General features: G+C 64.2%; 19 protein-coding genes. 13 read left to right on the plus strand and 6 right to left on the minus strand.

Annotated elements, in window-relative coordinates:
• The first annotated feature begins 107 nt into the window (after positions 1-107).
• The 6 genes from ABF990_RS12115 to ABF990_RS12140 all read left to right on the plus strand — a co-directional run bounded on the left by ABF990_RS12115 (position 108) and on the right by ABF990_RS12140 (position 9,556).
• Entirely contained in the window at positions 108-1,139 is a 1,032-nt protein-coding gene (locus ABF990_RS12115; RefSeq protein WP_415491493.1) for an MYG1 family protein, read from the plus strand.
• A 215-nt stretch (positions 1,140-1,354) separates the two neighbouring features.
• Complete coding sequence (locus tag ABF990_RS12120; RefSeq protein ID WP_415491492.1) at positions 1,355-1,843, plus strand: RNA polymerase sigma factor; 489 nt, start codon at positions 1,355-1,357, stop codon at positions 1,841-1,843.
• The gene (locus ABF990_RS12125) at positions 1,840-2,856 is read left to right on the plus strand and encodes a FecR family protein (RefSeq protein ID WP_415500911.1); all 1,017 of its coding nucleotides are present in this window, start codon (positions 1,840-1,842) and stop codon (positions 2,854-2,856) included. Before ABF990_RS12120 ends, ABF990_RS12125 begins: the two co-directional genes overlap by 4 nt.
• A gap of 135 nt (positions 2,857-2,991) precedes the next feature.
• Complete coding sequence (locus ABF990_RS12130; RefSeq protein WP_415500912.1) at positions 2,992-5,658, plus strand: TonB-dependent receptor; 2,667 nt, start codon at positions 2,992-2,994, stop codon at positions 5,656-5,658.
• A gap of 100 nt (positions 5,659-5,758) precedes the next feature.
• On the plus strand, positions 5,759-8,257 hold the full coding sequence (locus tag ABF990_RS12135; RefSeq protein WP_415500913.1) for a phosphocholine-specific phospholipase C: 2,499 nt from the start codon (positions 5,759-5,761) through the stop codon (positions 8,255-8,257).
• Positions 8,258-8,608: 351 nt separating this feature from the next.
• Positions 8,609-9,556 carry a hypothetical protein gene (locus ABF990_RS12140; protein ID WP_415500914.1) on the plus strand — a complete coding sequence of 316 codons (948 nt, stop codon included), beginning with the start codon at positions 8,609-8,611 and terminating at the stop codon, positions 9,554-9,556.
• Between the two features lie 103 nt (positions 9,557-9,659).
• Here the strand turns inward: ABF990_RS12140 and ABF990_RS12145 are convergent, their stop codons facing one another.
• Together ABF990_RS12145 and ABF990_RS12150 are read right to left on the minus strand one after the other, a co-directional pair.
• Positions 9,660-11,189, minus strand: a complete 1,530-nt coding sequence (locus ABF990_RS12145; protein WP_415500915.1) for a flippase — start codon at positions 11,187-11,189, stop codon at positions 9,660-9,662.
• 97 nt (positions 11,190-11,286) lie between these two features.
• A complete protein-coding gene (locus ABF990_RS12150; protein WP_415506625.1) occupies positions 11,287-11,607 on the minus strand; it encodes a hypothetical protein in 321 nt (106 codons plus the stop codon).
• Between the two features lie 233 nt (positions 11,608-11,840).
• On the opposite strand from ABF990_RS12150, the gene ABF990_RS12155 reads away from it, so the two are divergent.
• Both ABF990_RS12155 and ABF990_RS12160 read left to right on the plus strand, forming a co-directional pair.
• A complete protein-coding gene (locus tag ABF990_RS12155) occupies positions 11,841-12,836 on the plus strand; it encodes a glycosyltransferase family 2 protein (protein ID WP_415501038.1) in 996 nt (331 codons plus the stop codon).
• Between the two features lie 702 nt (positions 12,837-13,538).
• Positions 13,539-14,924: a purine-cytosine permease family protein gene (locus ABF990_RS12160; protein WP_415501039.1), complete on the plus strand. Its 1,386-nt coding sequence runs from the start codon at positions 13,539-13,541 to the stop codon at positions 14,922-14,924.
• Between the two features lie 389 nt (positions 14,925-15,313).
• Here the strand turns inward: ABF990_RS12160 and ABF990_RS12165 are convergent, their stop codons facing one another.
• The 3 genes from ABF990_RS12165 to ABF990_RS12175 all read right to left on the minus strand — a co-directional run bounded on the left by ABF990_RS12165 (position 15,314) and on the right by ABF990_RS12175 (position 18,006).
• The gene (locus ABF990_RS12165; protein WP_415491497.1) at positions 15,314-15,676 is read right to left on the minus strand and encodes an acyl-CoA thioesterase; all 363 of its coding nucleotides are present in this window, start codon (positions 15,674-15,676) and stop codon (positions 15,314-15,316) included.
• Positions 15,677-15,895: 219 nt separating this feature from the next.
• Positions 15,896-16,744, minus strand: coding sequence for an alpha/beta hydrolase (locus tag ABF990_RS12170; protein WP_415500594.1), 849 nt, complete (start codon positions 16,742-16,744; stop codon positions 15,896-15,898).
• Positions 16,741-18,006 (minus strand): amidohydrolase/deacetylase family metallohydrolase, encoded by a 1,266-nt coding sequence (locus ABF990_RS12175; RefSeq protein WP_415500593.1) that lies wholly within the window; start codon positions 18,004-18,006, stop codon positions 16,741-16,743. Before ABF990_RS12175 ends, ABF990_RS12170 begins: the two co-directional genes overlap by 4 nt.
• A gap of 332 nt (positions 18,007-18,338) precedes the next feature.
• Here ABF990_RS12175 and ABF990_RS12180 point away from each other — a divergent pair, with 332 nt between their 5' ends.
• The 3 genes from ABF990_RS12180 (at position 18,339) to ABF990_RS12190 (ending at position 23,988) form a co-directional block, all read left to right on the plus strand.
• Positions 18,339-18,899 (plus strand): MarR family winged helix-turn-helix transcriptional regulator, encoded by a 561-nt coding sequence (locus ABF990_RS12180; protein ID WP_415491481.1) that lies wholly within the window; start codon positions 18,339-18,341, stop codon positions 18,897-18,899.
• A gap of 506 nt (positions 18,900-19,405) precedes the next feature.
• Positions 19,406-21,652 (plus strand): putative bifunctional diguanylate cyclase/phosphodiesterase, encoded by a 2,247-nt coding sequence (locus ABF990_RS12185; RefSeq protein ID WP_415500592.1) that lies wholly within the window; start codon positions 19,406-19,408, stop codon positions 21,650-21,652.
• Complete coding sequence (locus tag ABF990_RS12190) at positions 21,649-23,988, plus strand: putative bifunctional diguanylate cyclase/phosphodiesterase (protein WP_415500591.1); 2,340 nt, start codon at positions 21,649-21,651, stop codon at positions 23,986-23,988. Before ABF990_RS12185 ends, ABF990_RS12190 begins: the two co-directional genes overlap by 4 nt.
• A 194-nt stretch (positions 23,989-24,182) precedes the next feature.
• Here ABF990_RS12190 and ABF990_RS12195 read toward each other — a convergent pair whose 3' ends face one another.
• Positions 24,183-24,572: a DUF3597 domain-containing protein gene (locus ABF990_RS12195; RefSeq protein ID WP_415500595.1), complete on the minus strand. Its 390-nt coding sequence runs from the start codon at positions 24,570-24,572 to the stop codon at positions 24,183-24,185.
• Positions 24,573-24,950: 378 nt separating this feature from the next.
• Here ABF990_RS12195 and ABF990_RS12200 point away from each other — a divergent pair, with 378 nt between their 5' ends.
• The gene (locus ABF990_RS12200) at positions 24,951-26,090 is read left to right on the plus strand and encodes a catalase family peroxidase (RefSeq protein WP_415500590.1); all 1,140 of its coding nucleotides are present in this window, start codon (positions 24,951-24,953) and stop codon (positions 26,088-26,090) included.
• A complete protein-coding gene (locus ABF990_RS12205; protein ID WP_415491477.1) occupies positions 26,087-26,641 on the plus strand; it encodes a cytochrome b in 555 nt (184 codons plus the stop codon). Before ABF990_RS12200 ends, ABF990_RS12205 begins: the two co-directional genes overlap by 4 nt.
• The last annotated feature ends 170 nt before the right edge of the window (positions 26,642-26,811 follow it).

A 26,811-nucleotide genomic window follows, 5' to 3' on the forward strand; every position in this document is an offset into this window, starting at 1 on the left:
GTCACGGGGGGCCGGGTGGGGGATGAAGTGTGTTGTCATGCCAGCCCCTTTGCTGCATGAGGGGGCCTATTCGGTCATTCACCCTTTGTTTGTCGGCAGGTTGTCATATGTCAGAGCATACCCCCATCGGTCTCGGGAATGGGACAGCCCCTGTCCGGGCGCTGACCCATTCGGGGAATTTCCATCTCGATGAGACATTGGGCTATGTCATCCTCCATTACGCGCTGGCCCCCACGGGCGACCTGCGCGGCCGCGTTCTGGGCACTGCCCCGGCCGACCGGCTCGACTTCGTGCGCAGCAGGGAGCCCGAGCAGATCAAGGCGGCGGATATCGTCTTTGACGTAGGCGGTGCTTACACCCCCGCCACCGGGCGTTACGACCACCACATGAAAGACAAGCCCCTGCGCGAGGACGGCCAGCCCTATAGTGCGGCCGGCCTGCTGTGGAAGGATTACGGCCTTGCCGCCCTGGCCAATATCCTCAGCGTGCCGGTGGATGAGCAGAGCCTGGCCGCGATCTGGCAGAGCATCGACAAGTCCCTGGTTCTGCCGATCGACCTGGACGACAATGGCGTTGCCAAAATGGGCAAGCTGTCGCTGGCCGATATCGTCTCGGCCTGCGGACCTGCATGGGACACGGCCGAACTTTACGGCGCGGGGGAAGCCAAAGCGCGGGAGACACAGGGTTTCGCCAATGCGGCCAGCGCGGTCGCGGCGCATCTGGTCAATGTGGCGGACCGCCTGCGCGCCAGCCTGAAGGCCGCGAACCGCGTGCTTGAAGCGTATGGGAATGCGCAAGACAAACGCATTCTTCTCATGGACACGGGCATGCCCACCGAGAAGGTGATTTTCGAGCATGACCTGCCGGTGGTTTATGTGGTGTCTCCCGCAAGCCCGGGGCGGTGGAACGTCAAGGCCGTGCCGCCCACCCGGGGCGATTTCGGGCAGCGCGTCTCCCTGCCTGAAGCCTGGCGCGGCCTGGACGGGGAAGCCCTTGCCGCCGTATCCGGCGTGCCGGATGCCGTGTTCGCCCATCCCGCCCGGTTTATCTGCGGGGCCGGCAGCCGCGAGGGCGCGCTGAAAATGGCCCGTCTGGCGCTCGAGATCGACGCGGCAGAAAAAGCCGCCCCGAAGCCGTAACGCGAAAGCGCTAACGCAGCACACCCCCGCAGGCAGGGTGCCCCTGAACATGGGGTGGCCTGTCCTGCCATATGCCTGCGCCCCCCTTGTTCCGTCCTGTTGCAAGGGGGGAGTGCGACACCGGCTTATGGTCCGTCATAAAACTTTCACACACGGTCGGGCGGGCTTTGCACCATAGTCCGGGCTCTGGCGAGTCTGGGGCGTGGATTGTTGACGTGGCGGATGAATGGATGACCCGGCAGCGGGACTGGCGGCGCCTGCTGTGCAAGGTGCGCGGCGCCACCCGCGACGACGATGCGGACGACCATTTGCAGAACGCCCTGGTCAGCTATCTCGAACGGCCGGCCGATACGGTCAGAAACCCCGAAACCTATGTCACGCGCAGCGCCATAAACTCCATCATCAATGCGGTGCGGCGGCGGCAGCGTGTCCAGTTCGTGTCGGTGCATGAAACCGGGGTCGAAACCAGTGTGCCCGATCAGGCCCCTTCGCCCGAGGCCGCGTATACGACCGTACAGCGGGTCAGGCGGTTCCAGAAATACTGCGAACGCCTGCCCCCGCGTACGCGAACCATTTTTCTGCTGCATCGTTCGGGTCATCTGACCTATCGCGACATTGCGGCGCAGACCGGTGTCAGCGAAAGCGCTGTCGAAAAGCATATTGCAAAAGCACTGGTGCTGTTGCGGAACTGGATGGATGAATGACCCAGTCGCCCGACCTGTGGGAGACAGCCGCGCACTGGATCGCCCGCCTGCATGCCGATACCTGTTCAGCAGCCGACCGGGATGCGTTCAGGTGCTGGCTTGCCCTGGATGACCGCCATGGCGCGGCCATTGAACGGCTGACCGAATACTGGGACTGGGCGGGCGGTGTCGAGGCTCCCGTTCCTGCGCATGTTCCTGCCGGTGTTTCTGCCCCCGTTCCCGTTCTGGCCGGACATTCCGCGGCTGTTTCCGTATCCGGTGCTTCGGGCATGCCTGTTCCGGTTGCCCGGCACGGTGTCATGGCGCAGGGGCTGCCGCGCCGTCGTGTGCTCGCACTGGCGGCCATGGGTGGCCTTGCGGTGCTGCTGCCGCGCAGGCAGGCGGGCGCGGTGGCGTTTATCGGCACGCGCGCGGGTGAAATCCGCACTGTTACGCTCGGGCCGGGGCAGACATGCGCACTGGATACGGAAAGCTGTATTGCCGTCTCGGCCCATCGTCCTGGCGTGCGGCTTGTCGCGGGGCAGACGCTGTTCAGCAATACGGGGGTCGACCCCATACGGATTTCGACCGGCAATGCGGTCCTGACGGTGCCGGCCAGAGCCGCGGTCGATATCCGGCTGTACCGCGCCGCCACGGATATGACCTGCATTGCAGGCCAGGCCATTGTGCATGGTGTGCGTCAGTCCCGGGTCAGGCAGATACTGCCCGGTGGCCGCCGCCTGCGCATAAAGGCGGATGGCACGACAGAGCAGGACACGCCCTCGCTCGATGAACTGACAGCTTGGACCCGGCACGAACTGCTTTTTCGTAACGTAAGCCTAGGGTCGGCTGTCGCGGAAATGAACCGCTACGCCACCCTGCCCATTGGCCTGCACGCCCCGCGTGCTGCCGGCCGCGCGCTGAGTGCTGTCTACCATATCGGGCAGGAAGCAGGCTTTCTGGGCGCGCTGGCGCATCTGCTGCCGGTGCGGGTGCAGGTCTCGGCCCGTGGCTACGGCATTTACGACCTGTGACAGTTTGATGAAATCGGGTGTGCCGTGCTGAGGTTATCGGCACGGCGTTTGTCATGACGGGTGAGCCCCTCCACTTTGTGATGACAAGACAGGTCCCCAATGCGTTTTTCCCGGTTTTCTTGCCGCAGCACCACCATGCTTGCGATCTGTGTTTCGACCGCTCTGACCCGTCCTGTCTGGGCGGCGGCACCTGTTGCCAGTCCTGCGGGCAGTGTGCCGGTCCATATCGCGGCCCAGTCTTTGGAACAGGCACTGGAACAGTTGGGCCAGCAGACCGGCCGCAATGTCATTTTCACCCCCGACCCGCGCCTGCGCGCCATTACCGTCAAACCGCTGAACGCCACCCTGCCGCCAGAGGACGCGGTTGCACGCCTGCTGGCCGGCACCGGCTTTACGGCCGAAAGCCTGCCCGGCGGGAGCATGGCCATCCATGGAGGAAAGCCGCAGCCTGTGAAAACTCTCCGTAAAAAGGCCGCCCTGCGCAGTGCCGCGGGGGAGGATATCGTGACCACCGGGCACCATACGCGTTCGGTCATGAGCCTGGACGGGCAGGAAATACAGGCCCTCATGCCCGGGCAGAACCCCATGCAGGCCCTTGATTTCCTGCCTGGCGTCACGTTCACCAACGTGGACCCGTGGGGCAATAACGAACAGAATTCCAGCATTTACGTGCATGGTTTCAACCAGAACCAGCTTGGCTATACGCTTGATGGCGTGCCGTTGGGCGCGGGTGCGTACGGTAACTACAATGGCCTGTCGCCCCAGCGCGCGGCGATCAGCGAGGATATTGCCAGCACATCCCTGTCATCGGGTGCGGGGGCGCTTGGTACGGCCTCCACCAGCAATCTGGGTGGGACGATCGCGTTCACCACCAGCAACCCAAAGAAAAAGGCCGGGGCCACCGTTCGCCAGACATTTGGCGAATATTCCACATTCCGCACGTTTGCCCGGGTCGATACGGGCACGTTCGGCAATAACAACGCGGCCTATTTCGCCTTTGCCCGCCAGGATGCGCGACCGTGGAACCTGGGGCCGGGCAATAGCCAGGGCGGGTACCAGGTCAATGGCAAGTTCACCCACAAGGGTGAAAAAACGGATGTCACGGCCTATTTCGACTGGCAGAACAAGGCCGAGCCCAACACACAGGGCCTGACCGCCCCCACCAGCCTGTACGCCCGTGGCGCGTTTTACCCGGACCTGAATGCGGCCATGGCCAATTATCCGGCCATGACATCGACCAAGGCGGCCCCGGGCACGCCCAACAACATGTATTATTTCTCCGCCGCGCGCCGGACGGATTACCTGTCCTATATCAATGTGTCACATCGTTTTAACGACCATCTGTCCTGGGACAACAACCTGTATTTTCACTACGATGACGGCGCGGGCATTGTCGCTACCTCCGTGCGGACGGTCGCGATCCTGACCGAGCTTGGCCCCTATCTGGACCCGGGCGCGACCCGCTACATCAAGAACGGGCAGTTCACCTACAGCCTGCACGGTGTCGACCCCGTTGTATGGCAGAAGACGGGTGGCACCGGCTTTGTCGTCCGCACGACGGAATACCGCGACTACCGGGGCGGGTTGACCAGCACGCTGCATTACAAGGTCGGGCACCATAATATCGAGGTGGGTGGCTGGTACGAACGCAACAACAACGTGCAGGCCCGCCGCTGGTACCCGCTGACCGCCACCAATACGCTGACCCCCTACGACATGCCGCGTGACCCGCTGTTTACCCAATGGGCCAATGCCTTTTACACCAACACCTTCGTCACGCACTTGCAGGACACCTGGAAAGTGACACAGCGCCTGACGCTCATGGGCGGTTTCAAGTCTGAAATGGTGTATACCAACGGCACCCTGCCGGTGGCGGCCCTCCCGCAATCGCTCGCCTCCGCCGTGGCGGGTGCGAAAACCATTGTCGATACCAGCACAAATACGGTCGCGGGCGGTACCGTGCCGTCCTTCCGGGCGTTTCTGCCCGCTTTTGGCGCGCTGTGGCGGTTTACCGATCATGAACAGCTTTTTGCAAACATTCAGGAAAACATGGATTCCTTCGCGGCCACCGGCTATGGCTCGACCTCGCCCTGGGCCGTGACCAGCCAGGCCGATTTCGAGGCGTTCAAGAAACACGGCAAGCCTGAAACGTCCTGGACCTACGAGGTGGGGCTGCGCACCAGCCGCGCGCTCAGCTTCGGGCCGTTGACCGGTGTGGGTGGCCAGCTTGAATACTACCACGTCAATTTCTTTAACCGGCTTGGCGAAATCAGCCCGCCCGGTCAGGGTATTTCAGGTGTTGGCAGTACCGTGGCCAATCTGGGCAGCGTGACCACAAACGGTATGGACCTGGCCTTTACGCTGCATTTCGGCGCCCATTTCTCGGTCTATAACGCGCTGTCCTATGTCGACAGTGTCTATGGCAACGACTTTATGGACGGTGCGACCCTGTACCGCACCAAAGGCAGGAAAGTGCCCGCCATTCCCGCATGGTCGGACAAATTCGTGCTCAGCTACCATTACGGCAATTTCAGAACGCAGTTCAGCGGCACCTATATGGGCGAACGCCCGGCCACCATTACCAATTCGGTCTATACGCCCTCGCGCCTGATGCTGGGGTTCAGTGCCGGGTACCATTTCGACATGATCCCGCATGTGCGCGGGCTTGATCTGCAGCTCAATATCAGCAACCTGAACAACGTGCGGACCTGGTCCTCGATCACGCCGGGCGATGCCTCGACCTATACCGGCTACCCTACCGCGCCACGCATGGTGTTCGGCACCGTGGGGGTGGAGTTCTGACGCGCGTTTTGGGCATGCCCCTTCCGGACACATTCCCCCTGACACGTGCCCTGTCCTGATCGTTTCTTTCGCCCGACCGTGCCTGCGCACAGGAGACACCATGACCACACGCCGCGATTTTCTTAAATACGCCCTGCTGTCTGGCACGGCGGGGCTTGCGGGCAGCCTGCCGGAGTCCATCCGCCGGGCGCATGCCATTGCCCCCGAACCGGGCAGCACTTTCATGGATGCCGAACATGTCGTGATCCTGATGCAGGAGAACCGTTCGTTCGACCATATGTTCGGCACCCTTCAGGGCGTGCGCGGGTTCAACGACCCGCGCGCCATGACGCAGGCCAACGGCAACCCGGTTTTTCTGCAAGGCAGTGCTTCGGGCGAAACCTATGGCCCGTGGCGGCTGAACATGCAGGACAGCTGTATTACCTGGATGGGGTCCATCCCGCATTCGCGCGACAGCCAGGTGGATGCGTGGAACGGCGGCCGCCATGACCGCTGGGTGGATGTCAAACGTTCGCACCACAAGGCGTTTGCCCATTTTCCGCTGACCATGGGCTACCATACGCGTGAGGATTTGCCATTTTACTACGCGCTGGCCGATGCGTTCACCATCTGCGACCAGAACTACTGCGGGGCCATGACCAGCACCACGCCGAACCGGCTTATTTTCTGGAGCGGCACCGTGCGTGACAGGCAGGAGCCAGGGTCGGCGGTGTATATGCGCAACCCGGAAATTCTGCAGGGCGGCATGACATGGACCAGCTTCCCCCAGCGGCTGAGCGAGGCCGGTATCGGGTGGAAATTCTATCAGAACGAACTGAGCCAGACCGGCGGCATGGAGGGTGAGGAACGGGCCTGGCTTTCAAACTTCGGCTGCAATGTGCTTGAATGTTTCGATGCGTATTCGGTCTCCCACAATCCCGGTTACGGGCTGTGGGTGGATGAATGCATTGCCGCATGCCGCAGGAACATTGAAAAACTCGAACGCAGCGAAATGCTGGTGTCCGAACGCCGGGACGAGGAACTGGCCGAAGCCCAGGCCCTGCTTGCCGTTCTGCAGGAACGCCGCACGCGTGCCAACAGCGCAGCACCGCTTTCCCCCGCCGAGCAGGCGTTGTTCGACCGCGCCTTTGTTACCAACAGGGGGGATACGGATTATCGCACTCTTGAAGTGCTGGAACTGAGCGAAGGTGACCGCGCCACCAGCATGAAGGCCCCCAGGGGTGACATGCTGTACCAGTTCCGCAAGGACGTGCGCGAAGGCAGGCTGCCAACCGTTTCGTGGCTGGCGGCCCCGGAGCGTTTTTCCGCCCATCCCACGTCACCATGGTACGGGGCGTGGTATGTCTCCGAAATCATGGATATCCTGACCGAAAATCCCGAGGTCTGGAAAAAGACCATATTCATCCTGACCTATGATGAAAATGACGGCTTTTTCGACCATGGCTGTTCCTATGTGGCGGCTGACCCCGCCCGCCCGGAAACCGGCGGCAGTTCGGCCTCCATCCGCAATGCCGGGCTTGAATATACCACCGCGGCGGATGAACAGGCGCGGGGCGTGCCGCAGCGTCTGGCGCGCAGCGGGCCGGTGGGGCTGGGCTTTCGCGTGCCCACGATCGTTGCCTCTCCGTGGAGCCGGGGCGGGTGGGTGAATTCGCAGGTGTTCGATCATTCGTCGTCCCTGCGGTTCCTGGAGGTGTTCCTGTCCCGCAAGTTCGGCAAACCCGTTGCCGAGCCCAATATTTCCGACTGGCGGCGCGCGGTCAGCGGGGACCTGACATCGTGCTTCCGCCCGTTCGAGGCCACGGCCCCGCATCTGGCCTTTCTCGACCGGGACCGGCACCTTGAGGACATCCACCGCGCGAAAAGCCGCCCCTACCCCGAGGGGTATCATGCGTTCACCCCAGCCGAGATCGCGGAGCTGCGCGGCGATGGCACGGCCCCCGGCGCTATTGCCGCGCAGGAGCGGGGTACGCGCCCGTCCTGCGCGCTGCCTTATGAACTGACCTGCGACATGCAGCCCGCCCCTGACGGTGCATCCGTGGTGCTGAACCTTGCGGCGTCGCGCACGCTGCACGGGGCTGCGGCTGCGGGGGCTGCGTTCAATATCTACCGGCGGGGGCTGCGTGACCCGGCTATGGCGGATGGATTTTCCGCCGCGACATGGGCGGTGGCGGCGGGGGACCGCATGCGGCTGGACTATCCATCGGCTGATTTTGTGGATGGTCTCCATACGGTCGAGGTGCTTGGCCCCAACGGGTTTTACCGGCAGTACCGGGGCCAGTCGGGCCGCACGACGCTGGCTGTCACCTGCCATGCCCGGACGGCAGCGGCAGGACAGGCCAGCCTGTTGCTGGCGCTGGTCAATCATGGGCATGAACAGGCCATGCTCAGCCTGGGCGGTCATACGGGCGGGAGCCGCCGCGTAACCCTTGCCCCCGGACAGGCCAGAACCGTGACTTTCGACCTCGCCCCCAGTGCGAACTGGTACGATGTCACGCTGACAGCCGAGCAGGACAGCACGTTTTTCTGCCATCTCGCCGGCCGGGTCGAGACAGGCCGACCCGGGCTGACCGACCCGGTGATGGGGGGCGTGGTCTGATATCCAGCCGGGGCCGCCGTTCATAGCGCATATCAGGTGGCTGCCGGGCTGTTTTTGCGTATTGGCGTGTCCGTGTCCGTGTCCGTGTCCGTGTCCGTGTCCGGGCCGTGCGGTATGCCACGCGGTATCCGGCCCCGATACCCGGCCCCGATACCCGGCCCCGATACCCGGCCCTGATACGCGCCCCGATATTGCCCCCACACCAAATGGGGGAACGCACGGCCCCGCATACCCGTTAACCCGGGTAATGCGGCCTGCTGGCGTAGTGCCGCTCATGACAGCAGGCGGGGCAAGTGCGTGCTGCCTGCCCCACGCTGCCAGCATCGCGGCCTGCGGGAAAAGGACACGCCCATGACGTATCGCCTTGTTCTGACTGTTCTGGGGCTTGCCGTGCCCGCACTGGCGCTGGCCGATGACAGCCCCGCCGTGCAGGCCATGCTGGACGGCTGTTACGCGGGCAGCCGCGGTTGTGTGATCGACCTTCAGGGAGCAACAAAAACCCTGACCCGGCCGCTCAGGATCAACCCGGATCTGGTCAGCCTGCGCAACGCCACGTTCGAATGCCGCATGACTTCGGGCACCTGCCTTTACGTATCGCAGGACGGTTTTCCCCACCGGGACAAAACGACCATCAACCGGCTGGAAGGCATTACGCTGCGGGGCAGCAGGGCCATTGACGGGATTACCATGAATTATACCGACAACGGCAACCACAATATCAATGCGGCCATGACCCTGATCGGCGTGTCCATCCAGGGGTTCAATCGTGGGCTTTCGCTCGGGCATAATGTCTGGGGGATCGATATGTTCAATGTGCTGATCGGTAACGGCAATATCGGCATTTACACCCAGCCGGGCACCCATAATGCGGGCGAGCGTTCGACCTTCGCGGGCGGGACGATCTATAACAACGCCATTGCCGGGCTGGACGAGGAGTCCTGCTGGGAATTCGATTTTGAAGGCACCAGCTTCGATTTCAACGGCCAGCAGATGATCCTGCGTGGCCCCACCGCCTTTACCGGCCATCTTGAAAACAACGATACGGGCAAAGCCGAAATCGTGCTGGACGCGCTGGCTGGCACACCCGCGGGTGCTTTGTACATGAGCGAAGGCTCAAGCATTACAGTCGATGGCTGGGATGCCAAAAACCCTAAACAGCCCTGTTATGTCGAGACACATCTGCCTTATAACAACATCAAGTTTCCTGCGACCGTCTATGGCGTGGGCGGCACGCAGGGGGCTGTGTGCGGGCCGGGGCGGGCCGTGACATGGGACGGGCAGCCTTTTCCGCAAAAATAGCAGGCCGCCACCGCGCGGGTCCTATGCCCGGCATTGCCGGACGGGGAATAACCGCTGGTTCCGGCAGGCGCGGATTCTGAAAAATGCGTGGCCCGTGGGGGCCTTACCGGTGCAGGGCCTGACGGCCCATGTTCCATGCCCGGCCAAGGCTCATGCGCAGGCTTGTCCTGTCTGTTCCGGTCAGGGCGTAGGTCCACAGGATGGTGTAAAACGCCCCCAGCCCCGCCACGGCAATGACCGTGCTGGTCGCATGCGTTGTATCGGGTATGGCCAGCAGCATGGCCGCAAGCCCGGCCACCCCTGCGGGAACGAGGTGGCGCACCACATCGGCCAGAGCCGGGTAAAGGCGAATGCCCAGGCTGATACGCACAAGGCAGTCCGCCATGCTGCGCATGGCCCAGGCATAGGCCGCGCCATTGACCCCGAACCAGTGCAGGAACACCAGCAGCAGCGGCACATAGACTGCGACCTCGACCACGGACAGGATGGCGTTGATCTCCGCCCGGCCTATCCCGTCGAGAAAGCCTGCCGCGACCGCATCCATACCGAAAAAGAACACGCCGATACTCAGCCATTTCATGATGGTGGTGCTGTTCTGCGCAAAGTCCTCGCCCACCCACAGCAGCAGAATGTCATGGCTGAACAGCGAGCCCAGCAGGCAGAAGGGAAACAGCAGCCCCACCACGGTCAGGATGCTGTTGCGGTAAAGGGCTGTGGTGGCGGCAGGGTCTTTGCGCCATGACGCCGCCATGGCCGGGTAGGCGGTGCTGGTAACGGCCATGGTAATCATGGACAGCCGGGCCACGACGTCGAACGCGGTGGTGTAATACCCCGTTATGGCGGCGGACAGCACCGTCGCGATCATGAACCGGTCCATATAGGACAGGACGGGGAACATCAGGTTCGAGATGGTCATCCACCCGCCAATCCGGAACAGCGGACGCAGTTCGCGCCATGCCGGGCGGGCGTGCCGCAGGGCGGGCATGATGCGCAGGCACACAAGCCCGTAGCCCACGGTCATGGCCAGGCGGCACAGGGCCAGCATGAGCATGACGCCCACAAGGCTGTCCCATACATGCAGGATCAGCAGCGGGCCCAGATAATACATGACCGAAATGGGCACGTTGAGCAGGTTGGCGGTGCGGAAGGCCTGATACGCCGACATGACGCCCCACATGGCCGCGTTGATCATGACCAGCGGCGCGGTGGCGCACAGGACCCACATGGCCAGCACGGTCTGGTGCTGGAGTTCGGGCGGAATTTTCAGGCCATGATACACCCACAGCCGCACGCACAGGGCGGCACACCCGCCGCCCACCAGCCCGAACAGGCCCAGGACCAGAATGCCCGTCAGGGTCAGGTTGGCACTTTCAGCCTCCCGGCCGTCGGCAATGTGTTCGGCCACCGCACGGGTCAAAGCGCGGCCCAGCCCGAAATCGAAAATACCGAACGTGCCTACAAGGCTGAGGGCAATGGTCAGCACCCCCCAGCGGTCCAGCCCCAGACGCAGGATCAGGAAAGGGGTAACGATCAGGGCCACGGCAACCGGGCCGATCCGGCCCAGCATGTTCCACCCGGCATTGAACAGGACAGTCTGCATGCGGGTCAGGCGCGCATGGTCGGTGGATGTCATGAAGAATGATCCCGCGCGCTTGGCGCCATGTCTGCCTCGGGTTCCGAAAAATGACAGTGTGATATGGGAAAAGACCGTTCGCAGCACCCGGCCCCTGTCACGGGCGGGGTGCCGTGGCGGAGTGTTCCTGCGCGGGTGGGGTGGTGGCAGCCGTTCCGGGCTGCGCGCGGTGCGGATCTGGGGGCAGGTGGGCCAGCGCCAGGGGCGGGGCGGCGGCCCGGCTCCGGGCCTGCCCTGTTCCACGCGGTATTGCATGGTGTTCGGCCGGGGCTGTGTTGTCGCCGGTGGCGGTGTGTAGCTCCGGCGTGGCAGGTGCGCGTCGGTTGAACACAACGATAAAACGCCCCACGTCGCTCAGGCCGAGCACGCCCAGACTGCCGGCCAGGCCGGCACTTCCTGTAGCAAGATAATGCATCATAATGCCTCCTGCCCTGTTGAATGGCGAACAAACCGGCATGCCAGATTTTTTTCTGGTTGCTCTGGGCGAACGGCGCAGCGGCCATCAGGGTTGCATGCCGAGACACCGGGTCTGTGAATTTTGCGGGACATAGAAAATATTTCTGCCGTGCGGGAAAACCTTTTGCGCTCCTGTCCTGTTTCATACGCAGGCCACAGGGCCGTGTGCGGCGGGCGCGGGGGCCGGTATCGGCAATGGACAGAAATATTTCGTTCTCGATCATCATCGCGAATTACAATTACGGCGCTTACGTGGGCGATGCCATTGCCAGCGCGCTGGCGCAGGACTGGCCCCGGGTGGAGGTCATTGTCGTGGATGACGGTTCCACCGATGGGTCCGCTGCCGTCATTTCCGGTTTTGGCGAGCGCATTACAGCCATTTTTACCGAAAACCGGGGCCAGCGGGAGGCAAACAATACAGGGTTTGAGAGAAGTTGCGGCGATATCGTCATTTTTCTCGACTCGGACGATATCCTGCAACCCACATTGCTGCGCGAAATCGCATCCGTCTGGCGCGCGGGGCTGAGCAAGGTCCAGGTCATGATGCAGCGTGTCGATGCGGCAGGTCGCCCGCTTGGCGGCACAATCCCCAAAATGACCCTTGCCCCCCCACCGGAACAGATCCGCCAGTGGGTGGATGCCACATTCGAGTATCCCACCCCGCCTTCTTCGGCCAATGCGTGGTCGCGGGCGTTTCTGGCGGCGATTTTCCCGCTCGACAGCACGCATGACGCGGCCACGGATTCGACCTGTATCGCCATGGCGCCGTATATGGGCGATATCGTCACCATACCCAAACCTCTGGTGCTGTACCGCATGCATGGCGCCAACGACAGTACCATGACCGCGCGCGACACCAATTACAGCCGCGAAGTCACCCGTGGGATGAAGCGGCTGCAGGCCGCCCGGCAGGCCTGCCGTCTTAGCGGGCGTCCCCAGCCTGCTGCCAATATCCTGTTTTGTGGCAGTAGTTTTTTACAGTTTCGCGTCGCGTCCCTGCGCTTGACGCCCCAAGCCCACCCGCTGCCCGGCGACAGCAGGCCCCGCGCCCTGCTGGATGCGGTCTTGCTGCCGTTCCGGCGCGGGTTCCAGCGTATGTCCATACGGTTCATGATCGCGGGCTGGTCGGTGCTGACGCTGCTCGCCCCGGAACGTCTTGCCCGTTTGCTGATTACAAAACGCTATGGCTGAGCCTGCCTGCGGGGTATGGCCCATGCCTGTTCCGGGCAGGCCATGGTATGTGCAGGCCTGAGTCCTGCCGCCCGGTCAGACAGGAGGGCTCAAGCCCCTTGCACCTGGCGCCAGACGCATGGCGGCCTGGGCATGAACGGTCGTGGAACCCGGGTCGGGCAGGGGGAGGTGTGTCCGGGGCGACTGGCAGGGAGAATTCGGGCGCGGTCCAGAATAACGGAATCCGCGCTTTTGGCCGGGCTTGTGCCATCATGTACGGGTCGCGGGCTTCGCGCATGATGCCCCGGCATGGTCCGTCGAAAAGACAGCGCGCTGAAAAAATATCGCGAATGGCGATACGGCCTGCCTCGTCCGGGTGATGGTTTCCCGGCCATGAGCGCGCGCTCGGTGTGGAAATTCATGCTCCATGGTGTATGCGTCGCCAGCGGCAGGAGTTTGCGCCGGCCCTCGGGCTTGAGGGCGGATCAGGTCGTCCATACTGTTGAGCCGTGGCATCCCGGCCATTTTTTTGACCCTGTCTGCACGCGCGGGTCGCTGCGTGGCAGCGGGTTGGCACGGGGGCGGGGCTGAAAGCTTCCGGGATATTTGTCAGTATGCTGACATTATGGCATCGTAACGGGTGAGCGAGCGTACCGGACACTGTCGCCCCCTGCCGCAGGCGGGCCGGTCGCACCATCAGGCCGCAGGAAAACGGAAGACCGAATGACCCAGAGCGATGTCTCCTATCTGGAACACGACACGATCTATCCTATCCCGCCCGAACGCCGTCACGGCACGGCGGGGCACCTGTTCGCGCTGTGGTTCGGGGCCAATGTGCGGCTTCTTACGCTGGTAACGGGCTCGCTTGCCACCACGTCGTTCCATCTGGGCTTTGTATCCGCCGCCTGCGCGCTGTTTCTGGGCAATGTGGTGGGGGCCGTGTTCATGGCGGCCCATGCGGCGCAGGGACCAAGGCTGGGCGTGCCGCAGATGATCCAGAGCCGGGGCCAGTTCGGCACCTACGGGTCTGCCCTGGTCACGGTCGTGGTGGTCATGATGTATACCGGCTATACGGCCTCCAACGCGGCGGTGGCGGGCCGGTCCATTCATGGGGCTTTTCCCTGGGTGGCCACGCCGGTCATTATCGCGCTGGTGGGGGCGGTGGCGCTGGGTATTGCCATCATGGGGCATGACATCATCCACCGGTGCGGGCGGGTGACGACCGTGGTTGCGGCGGCAACGCTGGTGCTGTGCTTTGGCGTGCTGATGGTCCGCCACGTCCTGCCGCCCGATATCCTCTCCCACGGGGTGTATTCGACCCAGGGCTTTTTAGGGGCGCTGTCGGTCGCGGCCCTGTGGCAGATTTCCTATGCGCCGTATGTGTCCGACTATTCGCGCTACCTGCCCCAGCGTACCGGTGCGGCCCCCGCGTTCTGGGGCACATGGGGCGGCGTGGTTGTGGGGGCCGTGCCCCTTATGCTGCTGGGGGCGCTGATGGGCGTGCTCGCAACCGATGGCGACGTGGTGGGCGCGCTGACACGCAGCCTGGGCCCGTTTGCCGCCCCCGCCATTGTGCTGCTGACGGTTACGCTGGCCTGTTGCGGGGCGATCGATATTTATGGCGGCATGCTGGCCAGCATTACGCTTTTGCAGACCTTCGCCCCCGACTGGCGGCCCGGCCTGCGCGCGCGGGTGGGGTTCTGCATTTTTATCGCAGTATTGGGGATCGGCATGGCCATAGGCGCGCAGGCCGATTTTCTGCACAGTTACATGAACTTCCTGTTCCTGCTGCTATGCGTGCTCATTCCATGGACCGCGATCAATCTGGTGGATTATTACCTGATCCACCATGGGGATTACGATGTGTCGTCCTTCTTCAAGCGCGATGGCGGCATTTACGGGCGTATCAACACCACGGCGCTGATCGCCTACGGGGTGGGTATTGCGGTGCAGATGCCCTTTGTCGCGACAGACCTGTATACCGGCCCCATTGCCCGCGCCCTTGGCGGGGCCGACCTGTCATGGATCGTGGGGCTGGTGGTGGTCTCGCCCCTGTATTACGGCCTGTGCAGGCTGGAACAGGCGCGGGCCGTCCGCCGCACGGGCTGACAGGCCACAGGCCCGCCCGGTGGCCTGTTTTCTGCCCGCCGTCGCCTGCCCCATGCAAGACTGTGCCCGCGCAGGTGGGTGCCGCCGCTGGACCCCGTCGCTGGTCCCGCAGGTGGCTGCCGGTGTGTGCCAGTGTGTCTGCCGGTCGGCCTGCTGATGTGCCTCTGGTATGTTTGCCAATGCTGTGCCCAGAGGTGTTTCCAGTGGTCTTCCGGGTGTGGCGCTCCGGTGGACGTTCTGCTGGGGTGGGCTTGTGTGCCGCCCATATGCCAGCACACGGCCTTGCGGTATGTGGGACCGCAGGCGCAGGGCGCATCCTGCGCGGCTTAGGCGGCTGTTCGCACCGGGCAGGCACCGCCTATGGCATTGAGGTGTGTGGACGGGCTGGATCAGGGGGCGGGCAGGGCGTCCACGGGGCGGGGCTGGCCGTTGTCGTCCAGGGCCACAAAGGTAAAGCGCCCCTGCGTGACCTTCTGCTTGATGGTCGTGCGGCGCACGCGGCGTACGGCTTCCACCTCTATGGTCATGGAGGTGCGCCCGATTTTCAGGATACGGGTATAGACGTTGAGTTCATCCCCCACCGTCATGGGTCTGTGAAAGACAAGCCCGTCCACCGCGACCGTGGCGCATTTGCAGCCGGCCCGGTCCTCGGCCGTGGTACTGGCCGCCAGATCCATATGGGACGCCACCCAGCCGCCGAAAATATCGCCTGCGGCATTGGTATCTGTCGGCATGGCCACGACACGTACCATGAGATTCTGCTCGGTCAGCCAGTCGCTCTGCTTGGTCTCTTGCACTGAAAGATGCTCCCACCCCAAACCTTTCGCCCCAGACTACCCGGATCGGAATGCCAAAGCCAGTAACGCGGGCACGCCTTTTTCGGTTCGGGGGATGACAGTTGCGGCATCGCGCGCCAGATACCCCGTGCCGTGTGGTGTTGTGCGGGGGAGCGGGGACCTGTGGCGCGCGCTCTAACCCGCCAGCAGGGACGCCACGCGCGCAAGCTCCCCACCCGGTGTGCCCAGCGCGTTGAGAATGCTGAAATGCTCCGCCCCGGCCACAGGCGCCAGCAGGCCCGGTGCGTGCGTTGCCGCCCGCAGGCCGTGCAGGTTGCGGCTGTCATGGCACAGCGCGGGCAACTCGCGCGTGCCATAGGCAATGGCCAGCGGCTTGGGGGATGGCGGGCGCCGCAGGGCGGACAGGGTCTGTATTTCCGCATCGTCCAGGGCCAGGGCGTCGTTCAGCGTCGTGTCACGCAGGGGGCCAAGCTCGTAAATGCCCGAAAGGGCAAGCCCCGCGACAATGTGGGGGTGGTCCAGCGCCAGCGTGGCCAGCGTGCCCCCGGCCGACCAGCCCGATACCACGCACGGGCCCGCAATGCCGTGGGCCGGGCCGTGGGTGGCCAGCCAGTCCAGTGCGGTGTCGATCTCGGCCACGATCGCGCGGAGCGAGGCAGCAGGAGCCAGCGTATGGCCGGGCATGGCCACGGACCAGCCCAGAGCGGCAACCCCCTCGGCCAGGCAGGCGAAGTGCTCCGGGTCGTTCCACTGCCAGTATCCACCGTGGATGAACACCAGGCACGGTGCATCCGGGCTGGATGCGGGATACAGGTTCCAGCGCTGCCGGGGGGTGCAGCCCCAGACGACGTCGCGCGTGGTGGCGGCATGGTGCGCGCGGAACGCGGCCGAGCGAGCCCGCAGGCCGGCCATCCAGTCGCGGCTGCCGGGTACTGCGCCAACGTTGTCATAGGCCGCGTTGCGTTCGGCGCGGCTCATGCTGCCCCAGGGCAGCGGGCCTTCGGGCGGCCCGGAGCGGGTCATGCGGCCTGCATGTCAAGCGGGGGCACCAGCGGGCTGGTGGCGTCGTAGCGCACGCCCGCGCGCAGGCAGAACTCGGGCGTGATCATTTCGGATGCGCTGACCCGCACACCGCTGTTGTCGATCATGCTGAAATGGCCCTTGTGCAGGGTCAGCACCGAAATATCGGCCTCGCGCCCGACCTGGAGCGAACCCAGCGTGTCCTCCATGCGGATCATGCGCGCGGGGTTGGCCGTGACCGTGGCGATCACGGCATCAAGCGGCATGCCCAGATACAGCAGTTTGGACATGGCATGGGTCAGGTTGAAAGGGGCCACGCCCGCGAACGGGTTCAGCTTGCGGTCAGCCAGGTCCGTGGCTGAGGGAACCTTCACATTATAGCCGTGCATGTCCGCCCCCAGCGTGTAGGGGGTAATGCCCGCCGCCATGACCTTGCGCGCCATGTCGAAGGAAAAATGCGAGCCATGGCCGACATCGACCGTGACCCCGCGTTCCAGCGCCGCCCAGATGACGGGATGCACCTCCCCCGTCTCGACCGAGATGAACCCGCCCGGATGCCGCGTGAACGGGTGGGCCAGCACGTCGCCTTCCTCCATGATGGGCAGAAGTTCGCGCACCAGTTCATCGGCGTCGATATCGGGATTGTCCTCCGCCGTGGGCCAGAGCTGGCCCAGATGGATGTACAGCGGAATACCCGCCTCCCGCGCGATCTGCTTGCCGATACGCATGACATTCAGCCCCCAGCGCGACACCCCGCCCAGTTCGGCATGGCCTTTGACACCGCGCACCAGATCGCTGTTTTCCCGTGCCGCGCGTACGCTGTGGGCCACATTGGTCTGATCCGGGCCATACAGTTCGGGGTAGAGGTGCCCCTCCAGCCCGCCGACCAGATAGGCCGACAGAAAAGCCAGAACACGGGTCTTGGCAGGGGCTGCGATAAAGTTGCGGAAGCCCGCAATGGTCATGCAGCTTGGCCCGCCCTGGTCGATAATGGTGGTGACACCCGAATACACACCCACCAGATCGGGGTTGAGCCCGAAACGGCCGGTGACATGTTCGTAGATATGGCCGTGCGTGTCGATCATGCCCGCCGTGACGATCCTGCCCGACACGTCGGTTACCGCGCGTGCAAGGGCGGGGTCCAGCGCAGGGGCTATGGCCGCGATACGGCCGTCGGCAATGGCGATATCGGCCACTTCGTGGCGGTTGGTCATGGGGTCGATCACGGTGCCTGCATGCAGGATCAGATCAAAAACGGGATTCATGGATGCCTCCGGGCTGACTAAAAGTCAGTATACTGACGATTTGGGCGGACGCAAGAACCCGTCTCGCCCCCGATACGACAAATCGCCCGCTGCCCCCTGCCCTGAGAGCGCGCCGGGCGGTGTGGTCATTGGATTCTGTAACGCGGGCTGCGGGCTGGACGCGTGGCAGCCCAAACCGGCCACGTCTGTGGAGGAACGTGCCCCTGCGTCTCTGTGCCCTGCGTCCCGCGCGGTGCGGCCGGTCGCGTGCGGTGGCGCGTCGTTCTGTCTCATGTTCTGCCCGATACCCGGCCTGATTTGGCAGGTGCGGCGTCCGCTGGTATCAGGGTGGCATGAGCAACGAACCGGCTTCAGACTCCGTGGGTGATGCAGAAGCCCCCCAGCCCTCCGACCTCCCTCCCGCGCGGGAGGAGGAGACATCCGGCTGGGCGACTGAATGGGCAGCGGGTCTGCCCGCGCGCCCCGGCTTTCTGATCCGGCGGCTGCACCAGATCCATGTCGCCCTGTTCGCGGAGGAATGCGGCGGCTTCAACGTAACCCCGGTGCAGTACAGTATCATGAGTGCCGCGGCCCTTCACCCGGGGCTGGACCAGAACGAACTGGCCGTGGCGGTCGGGGTTGACCGCACGACCCTGGCGAATGTCGCCGCCCGTCTGGAGGCGCGCGGTCTGGTCCGGCGTGAACGCACGCCGCGGGACCGGCGGCTCAAGCATGTGTTTCTGACCACGGAAGGGCAGGATCTGCTCGACAGCATGGCCCGGCCCGCCGCCCGCGCGCACCAGCGCACGATAGAAGCCCTGTCCGGCACGGAGCGCCAGATGTTTCTCGACAGTCTGACCCGGCTTGTTCTGGCCGGCAACGCCTATGGTCGCGCCCCCCTGCGCATGGGGTGATCCGCCCGGCAGCGCTGGCGCGCGGGCAGGGCGGCCTGCCCCCGTGGCCGACGCGTGATCCGCCATGCCATACTATGCCGGGCCGGGTGCCGCCCCCTGTGGCATTAGCCTGCTGCTTTGCCTGCGCACCGCCTGTGTGCCTTCCCCCTCATGCCCGTGTCATGCCCCATGTGCGTTCCCTGAGCGCTCTCTCGTGCGCTCCCCCGCGCATTCCGGGTTGCGCCACCCCGTGCGTGCCTTCCGGCCCCGTCTCCCCCGCGTGTTTCCTCCCCGTGTGCTTCTCCCGTGTGTCGCCCATCGGGCGGTCTGCTGCGGTTTTGTCGTGTCTTTGGCGGGGTGGATGCGGTGCGGTCGGGCAAGGGCCGGGGCGTGACCATTTCAGCGGCGCAAGGGGGCATTGGTCCTGACAGCGGGGGTGCCGCCGCACGACCGCGCGACGCGGTAAAATACCGGAGGCCAAACGGCGAACCTGCTCTATAAAGAACAGGTTCGAGAGGGAGTTCTCCATGAAGATGGTCATTGGCTGTATCGTCCATGAACATAATCTCTGGTTGGTGCTGGCGGCGGGGTTGCTGTGCTGCGGGGGGTCCTGGGTTACCGCCCGGCTGTTTTTCCGCACGATCGAGACCTCGGGCCTGCAGAAATACGGCTGGTATTTCCTCACATCCCTGACCGCGGCTGTTGCAATCTGGTGCACGCATTTCATTGCCATACTGGGGTTCGACCCCGGCGTGCCCGTTGCGTTCGACCCGGTTCTGACCATTGCCTCCCTGCTGATCGCGGTGGTGGGCAGCACGGTCGGTTTTATTCTGGCGGGCAGCCGCCTTGCGTGGTTCACCCCCGCACTGGGGGGCGCCGTCGTGGGGCTGGCGGTGGCCGCCATGCATTATACAGGCATGATGGCCTACCGTGTGGCGGGCATTGTGTCGTGGGATACGTCCTATCTTGTGGCGTCCATCGTGCTGTCTGTCGTGCTGTCGGGGGCGGCCATGCAGGTGGCCATGCGCGGGGGGCGGTACGCGGGCAATATCATGGCCGCGATCCTTACACTTGCGATCGTGTGCCTGCATTTTACGGGTATGGCGGCGCTGCACGTTACCCCGATGCCGGTCAGCGGCGCGTTTTCCAACCCCGAGGCCCTGCACGCTCTCGCACTGGCCATTATCGGCACGGCGCTGGTCATTGTGGGGGCGGGGTTCGCCAGCTACCTGATCGATGACAGCGTGCGCGCCGAATCCGTGGAGCGGCTGCACCGCATGGCCATGAGCGATGCGCTGACCGGTCTGCCCAACCGGGTCAGTTTCAATGACCGGCTGGATTTCGAGATGGAACTGGCCCGCGACCGTCGGAGCAAGTTTGCCCTTGTGGGCATCGACCTCAACCGTTTCAAGGAAATCAACGACCTGCGCGGGCATAATGCGGGGGACGAGGTGCTGCGTGTTCTGGGGCGGCGCTTCAAGGGGCTGCTGCATGATGGCGAATTCGTTGCCAGAACCGGGGGGGATGAATTTGCCGCCCTGTACCGTCTGGATGACAGGGGCGGTATTTCGGAGTTTCTGGCCCGGCTGGAACAGGCCCTGTTCCAGCCTATCCGCCTGGACGGGTTCGAGGTGCCGTCGGGGGGGAGCCTGGGGGTTGCCATCTGGCCGGATGACGCACAGGACAAGGAAACCCTGATCAACAACGCCGATCTGGCGATGTATCGCGCCAAGGCGGACCCGGTTCGCAAAATCTGTTTTTACGAACCCGCGATGGATGAAATGCTGCGGGCGCGCCGTGCCCTTGCGGCCGACCTGCGCGAAGCCCTGATCCGCGACCAGCTTTCGCTGCATTATCAGGTGCAGACCATAATCGGCACCGGGCAGATCACGGGGTACGAGGCGCTGCTGCGCTGGAACCATCCGCAGATCGGGCCCATTCCACCGACCGAGTTCATTCCCCTGGCCGAGGAAAACGGCCTTATCATTCCCATTGGGGAATGGGTGCTGCGCACCGCGTGCGAAAAAGCGGCGGCGTGGGACCCGCCCTACAAGGTGGCGGTCAATCTGTCGGCCGTGCAGTTCCTGCATGCCGATCTGCCCCGTCTGGTCGTGGACGTGCTGACCAGCACGGGCCTGCCCGCCGGGCAACTGGAACTGGAACTGACGGAATCGACCATTTTCGCGGATCGCGAGCGGGCCCTGCATATGCTGCGCCAGATCAAGGCGCTGGGGGTAAGCATTGCGCTGGATGACTTCGGCACCGGCTATTCCTCGCTCGACACGCTGCGCGCCTTTCCGTTCGACCGGATCAAGATCGACCGGTCGTTCTGCAGCAACGCCGTGGCCAACCCGCAGACCCTGGCCATTATCCGTGCGGTGCTTGGTCTGGGGCGGTCTTTTGGCATTCCCGTTCTGGCAGAAGGGATCGAAACCTACGACCAGTTATCCATGCTGGGGAACGAGGGCTGTCACGAAGGCCAGGGCTTTCTGCTCGGGCGTCCCGTCCCCCTTGATCAAATTATTGAAAGCGGGCAGATCACATTTCATCATGATGACATTGAAAACCCTGCCCGGACGGACGATGACACGACCGGCCAACCCGCGATGACCCTGGTTCTCCAGGCCGATACCGGCGGGGAAAATCCTCCCGTCGACATCCTTGTGGCGCAGGGGCGTTCCACCGTCCTGACAGGGGTCGCAGCACCCCCTGGCGCTGCTGGCGGGCAGTCTTCGGCAAGTGGGCCGGTCTCTGGTGGCAGGGGTGGTCAATGACCCTTAAACGCGCCGTGTTGCGTTTTGTTGCATTTGTGTCGGTGCGGTCCAGCAATCCCGAACTGCTGAGGGCGCAGTTTTCAGCCCTGTCGCGGTTGATCCCGCTCCTGTATTTCGTTCTTGTGGCCAATGCCTGGGTGCTTGGCATCGCCTTCATTCATCACGCACCCATCTGGCTGAGCGTGTATGGCCCCCTGGTGCTGACGGGGGTATGCCTGCTGCGGGTGGTGCTGTGGTGGCGCAAGAGGCACGTCGCGGTTACTGACCAACGCGTGGTCAGCGAACTGCGGCGCGCCAACGTTCTGGCGGGCGTGCTTGGTGCCGCGTCCTCGGCCTGGGCGCTGTCGCTGTTCCCGTACGGGGACGCCTACGCACAGAGCTATGTCGCGTTCGTGCTGATCGTCTCGGCGCTGGGCACCATGTTCTGCCTGGCCCATCTGTGCTCGGCCGCGCTGGCCGTAGCGACCGTGGGCGGCGGGTTTTTCATCTGTTTCTTCCTGGCGACGGAAAACCCCATTTTTGTCGCCATGACCGTCAATGTCCTGCTCGTGATCGGCGTTTCGGTCGTGGTTATCCTGACTCAGTACCGGGACTTCGTGCGCATGGTCAATGCCTCGACCGAGGCCATGTCCCGCGAGCGCGAACAGAGCCGGCTGCTGCGCATGATCGATGACATGCCCGTGGCGGTCATGACGGTCGAGCCCGATACGCTGAACATCAATTACGCCAACGAGACCTCAAAACGTCTGATCCGGCGGATCGAGCACCTGCTGCCGCTGAAGGCTGACGACCTGCTGGGCACCTGTATCGACGTGTTTCACAGGCATCCGCAGCACCAGCGCCGTATTCTGGCCGACCCCGCCAACCTGCCGCACAATGCCCGCATCAAGCTGGGGCCGGAGGTGCTGGACCTCAAGGTTTCGGCGGTTACGGAGAATGACGGCGCCTATATCGGCCCCATGCTGACCTGGGCGCTGGTGACCAAGGAAGTGGAATCCGAACAGCGCATTCTGCAGATGGCGCATTACGACACGCTGACCGGCCTGCCCAACCGCGCCACTTTTTACGAGGAACTGGAGCGGCGCCTGTCCACACCGGGTAACCGGGTCGGCCTGCTGTTCGTCGACCTTGACGGGTTCAAGCTCGTCAACGACACGCGCGGCCACCGGATTGGCGACACGCTGCTGACCCAGGTGGCCAGCCGCCTGCGCGCGGCCTGTAACACCCCGGCCACCATGGTCGGCCGTCTGGGTGGGGACGAGTTCGCGGTGCTGGTGCCGCATGACAATGCCGAGGAAACGGAAGCCCTGGCCAGGCGGGTTATCGAGGCCCTGGGTGTGCCCTACGATCTCGATTATGACCGCAGCATCCAGATCGGGGCATCCATCGGCATGGCGCTGGCACCCCGCCACGGTGAAACGGGCGAGGCCCTGCTGAGCCGCGCGGACATGGCGCTTTATGCCGCCAAGGCCGCTGGCAAGGGCGTGTCACGCATGTTCATGCCCGAAATGGAGACCCGCATCCAGGACCGCATCCGCCTTGAGGGCAAGCTGCGCGCAACGCTGGAAACCCGGGAAGGGCTGTTCGTGTTCTATCAGCCGATTGTCGCCATCAATGGCGATGTCGTGACCGCGCGCGAGGCGCTGGTGCGCTGGTACCACCCCCAGCGTGGCTGGATATCTCCGGGCGAATTCGTGCCGGTGGCCGAGCAGAGCGGGCTGATCGACCAGCTTGGCGCCTTTGTGCTGGACGCCGCCTGCCGCGAGGCCGCGGGCTGGGCGGATGGCGCGCGGGTGGCGGTCAATGTGTCGGCAAGCCAGCTTGGCAAGGGTACCCTTGTCTGCGCCGTGCAGGACGCGCTGGCGGTGTCGGGGCTGATGCCGGGGCGGCTTGAAATCGAGGTGATGGAAACCGCCCTTCTGGGCGATGAGCAGGAGATCATCGCGGAACTGAACAGTCTGCGGTCCTTTGGGGTACGGGTCGCCCTGGATGATTTTGGAACGGGCTATTCCTCGCTCGCGCATCTGCGGGCTTTTCCGTTCGACAAGATCAAGATCGACGGTTCATTCGTGCGCGACGCGGTGGAACGGCCGGACTGCGCCGCCGTTGTGCAGGCGGTGGCGACACTGGGCCGGCGGCTTGGTGTCAGCACGGTTGCCGAAGGGGTGGAAACGCAGGCCCATCTCGACCGTGTGCGGGAGGAAGGCTGTAGCGAGGTGCAGGGCTATCTGTTCAGCCGCCCGCAGCCCACCGACCGCGATGCCCCGATGGTGGAGGAACTGAACCGCGCCGAAGCCCGTAAGCGGCAGGCGCGGCAGAACCAGGTTCCGGCCTGACAGGGCAGGCTGTGCGGTCTGCCCGGGGGGTGTTGCCTCCGGTGGGGGGCAGTCTCTGTCCCCATCTGTCCGGCAACCCGCCCGGCTGGCTAACCCGGTAGCCGGTCCTTTGCCGTGCGGCCATGCGGCAAGGGACCGCTTAAAGCCCCGGGGGCGGGGGACTGACGTGCAGACCCGCCCCCAGATGCGGCCCGTTACAGGCTTGCGGGGACCTTGCCGCCGTTTTCAGCCAGTTTCTGGCGCACTTCCTTGATAAGCCATACGTTCATGGTGGCGGAATCGTTCGTGTCACCCGTATAGCCCAGTTCGGCGGCCAGCTTCTTGCGCGAGTCCAGAGAGCTGTCGAGGCCAAGCAGCTTCAGCAGATCGACAATGGATTCCTTCCAGTTCAGGGTCTGGCTGTTTTTGGCGGCCAGGTCGCTCAGCACGGCATCCACGTCGACCGGCGCCGCAGGTGTCGCGGCAGCGGGGGTTGCAGCCGTCGCGGCTGCCGTGGCGGCGGCGGCAGGTGCTGCGGCACTGGCCGGCGTCGCGGCAGAGGCATGGTGGAAAATGGCGGAAAGAATGGAGCCGAAAATGCTCATGACAGAAGTCCCTTTCGTAACATGGTTGGCAGACATCGGGGACACACGGTCCTGCCCGTCCGCCTGCAAGGCACGCGACCAGCATACAACAGCACAAAAGGTTGTATAGGGCGCATGGTTCCCGCCGCACGCATGCAGGTCGCCACCAAGGCTGAAAAAGCGCCGTGCCGCTCAGGTGTTGCCCGGATGCAGCCCGGCTGCCGTTCTGCTGCCGACTGGCGGCATGCGGCCCTGGGTGAGGCATTTCATGCATGGCGTGCAACCCGGCCTGCCGTGGGGTCTTTACAGTCTGCGACAGGGCAGCCTGAATAGGCGCGCGGGCTTGATGGCGGGCAGTCGTTCGCCGTCGGGGTGTTTTTTTGGAGGTTTCTTATCATCATGGCGGAACCGCCTGACGGATTCATGTTCAGGGTACCCGGTCCGGGCGTTCTCATGCGCCTGGGGCTGATCGGCGGGGTTCTGGCCCTTGTATGCGGCGCCTTTGCCTGGAGTGCGGGGTGGCTGTCCGCCCACCGGCTGACCCAGACTGGCATGATCGACGCCCTGCATACGGTTGACGGGGTTCATCCGGGTTTTCGGAGCAACCATGCCAAAGGCGTGTGCGTGACCGGATGGTTCGAGGGCAGTGGCCAGGCCAGCGCGTTATCCACCGCGTCGGTGTTCGGGCGTGAACGCAGTGCGGTGGTGGGGCGCTTTGCGCTGGCCGGCGGCATGCCGTTCCAGCCCGATGCCCCGGCAAAAGTCCGCAGCATGGCGTTGCGGCTTATGCCGCCGCACGGTCATGAATGGCGCATGGGGCTGAACGATATTCCGGTTTTTGTGGCCCGCACCCCGCAGGACTTCCATGACCTGCTGCTGGCCACCCGACCAGACCCGGCAACCGGCAAACCCGATCCGGCCCGTGTGGGGCCTTTTATGGCCACCCACCCCGACACCGCGCGGGCGCTGGCCCAGATCGGGCACCGAACCCTGTCCAGCGGCTTTGCGGATGATAGCTATCTCAGCCTCAATACGTTTCGCCTGATCGATGCCAGGGGCGTATCGTCACCCGTGCGCTGGACGATGGTGCCAGTCGGGTCGCCTTCAGTCGGATCGTCCCCTGTTGGACCGCCTCCTGTCACGTCGCCGCCGGTCGCCCCGACCGGTACGGGGCCCAATGCTCTGTTCGACGCACTGGTTGCCGCATTGCATCGGGGGCCGTTGCAATGGCGCCTGATGGTGAGCGTGGGCGCGCCGTCCGACCCCACCTCCGACCCGACAGTTGCCTGGCCGGCCGACCGGCGGCAGGTCGAGGCCGGAACGCTGACACTGACCCGCGCCGAAAGCGAGGATAACGGCCCCTGCACAGGTATAACCTTTGATCCGACCATTCTGCCGGAGGGCATTGCCGTATCGGACGACCCCATTCTGCCCGCGCGATCGGCGGTGTATATGCGCTCTTTCGTGCTGCGAGCGGGGCAGACCAAGCCCCCAAGCGCCATTGGCCCGGCGGCGGTCGGCCCCGGAGGTCCGTCATGACGCCCGTTATCCGTTTTTCCGTGGTGGCACGGGTTCTGCACTGGTCCATGGCGGTCATGATCGTGGGCATGCTGTTTGTTGGCGTGTTCATGGCCGCAACCGTGGGGCCTGCCTATAACCTGCTGCTTTCGCTCCATCGGCCCATGGGCATTCTTGTTCTGGTGCTGGCGTTTGTCCGGCTGGGGTATCGGCTGCGTGTGGCCCCGCCCCCCTTGCCCGACAGCCTGCCTGTTTTCCAGCGTGTGGCGGCTCTGGCGTCGCACTGGCTGCTTTACGCGCTGATGATCGCCATGCCGCTGGTGGGGTGGGGCATGCTGTCGGCCGGAGCCTATCCGGTCGTGTTCTGCAAGGGTTTCCATCTGCCGCCGATCCTGCCGCATGACCCTGCCCTATTCGCGTTTTTGCGGCATGTGCATACATGGCTGGGGCTGACGCTGTTTGCCGTTATCGTCATCCACCTTGGCGCAGCACTTCTGCATGCGCTGATCCTGCGTGACGGCGTATTCCCGGCCATGGCGTCGTGGCGGGCGGGGCGGCGTAACCGGGACTGAGCGGCGTAACCCACGCCCCGCAGCGCACATGCCCGGACCACCATGCCCGTTATGCGGGGTACTGCCGGGACTTTGCGGGGTAGCGGCTTTTGTCCGGTGGCGTTGGTGGCGGCATTGGTGATGGCATGGGCCGTCGGGTCGTCGGCGGTGTCGGCCCGGCTTGCGGCCCG

This window comes from Acetobacter sp. (assembly GCF_047723915.1).
Lineage (GTDB): Bacteria > Pseudomonadota > Alphaproteobacteria > Acetobacterales > Acetobacteraceae > Acetobacter.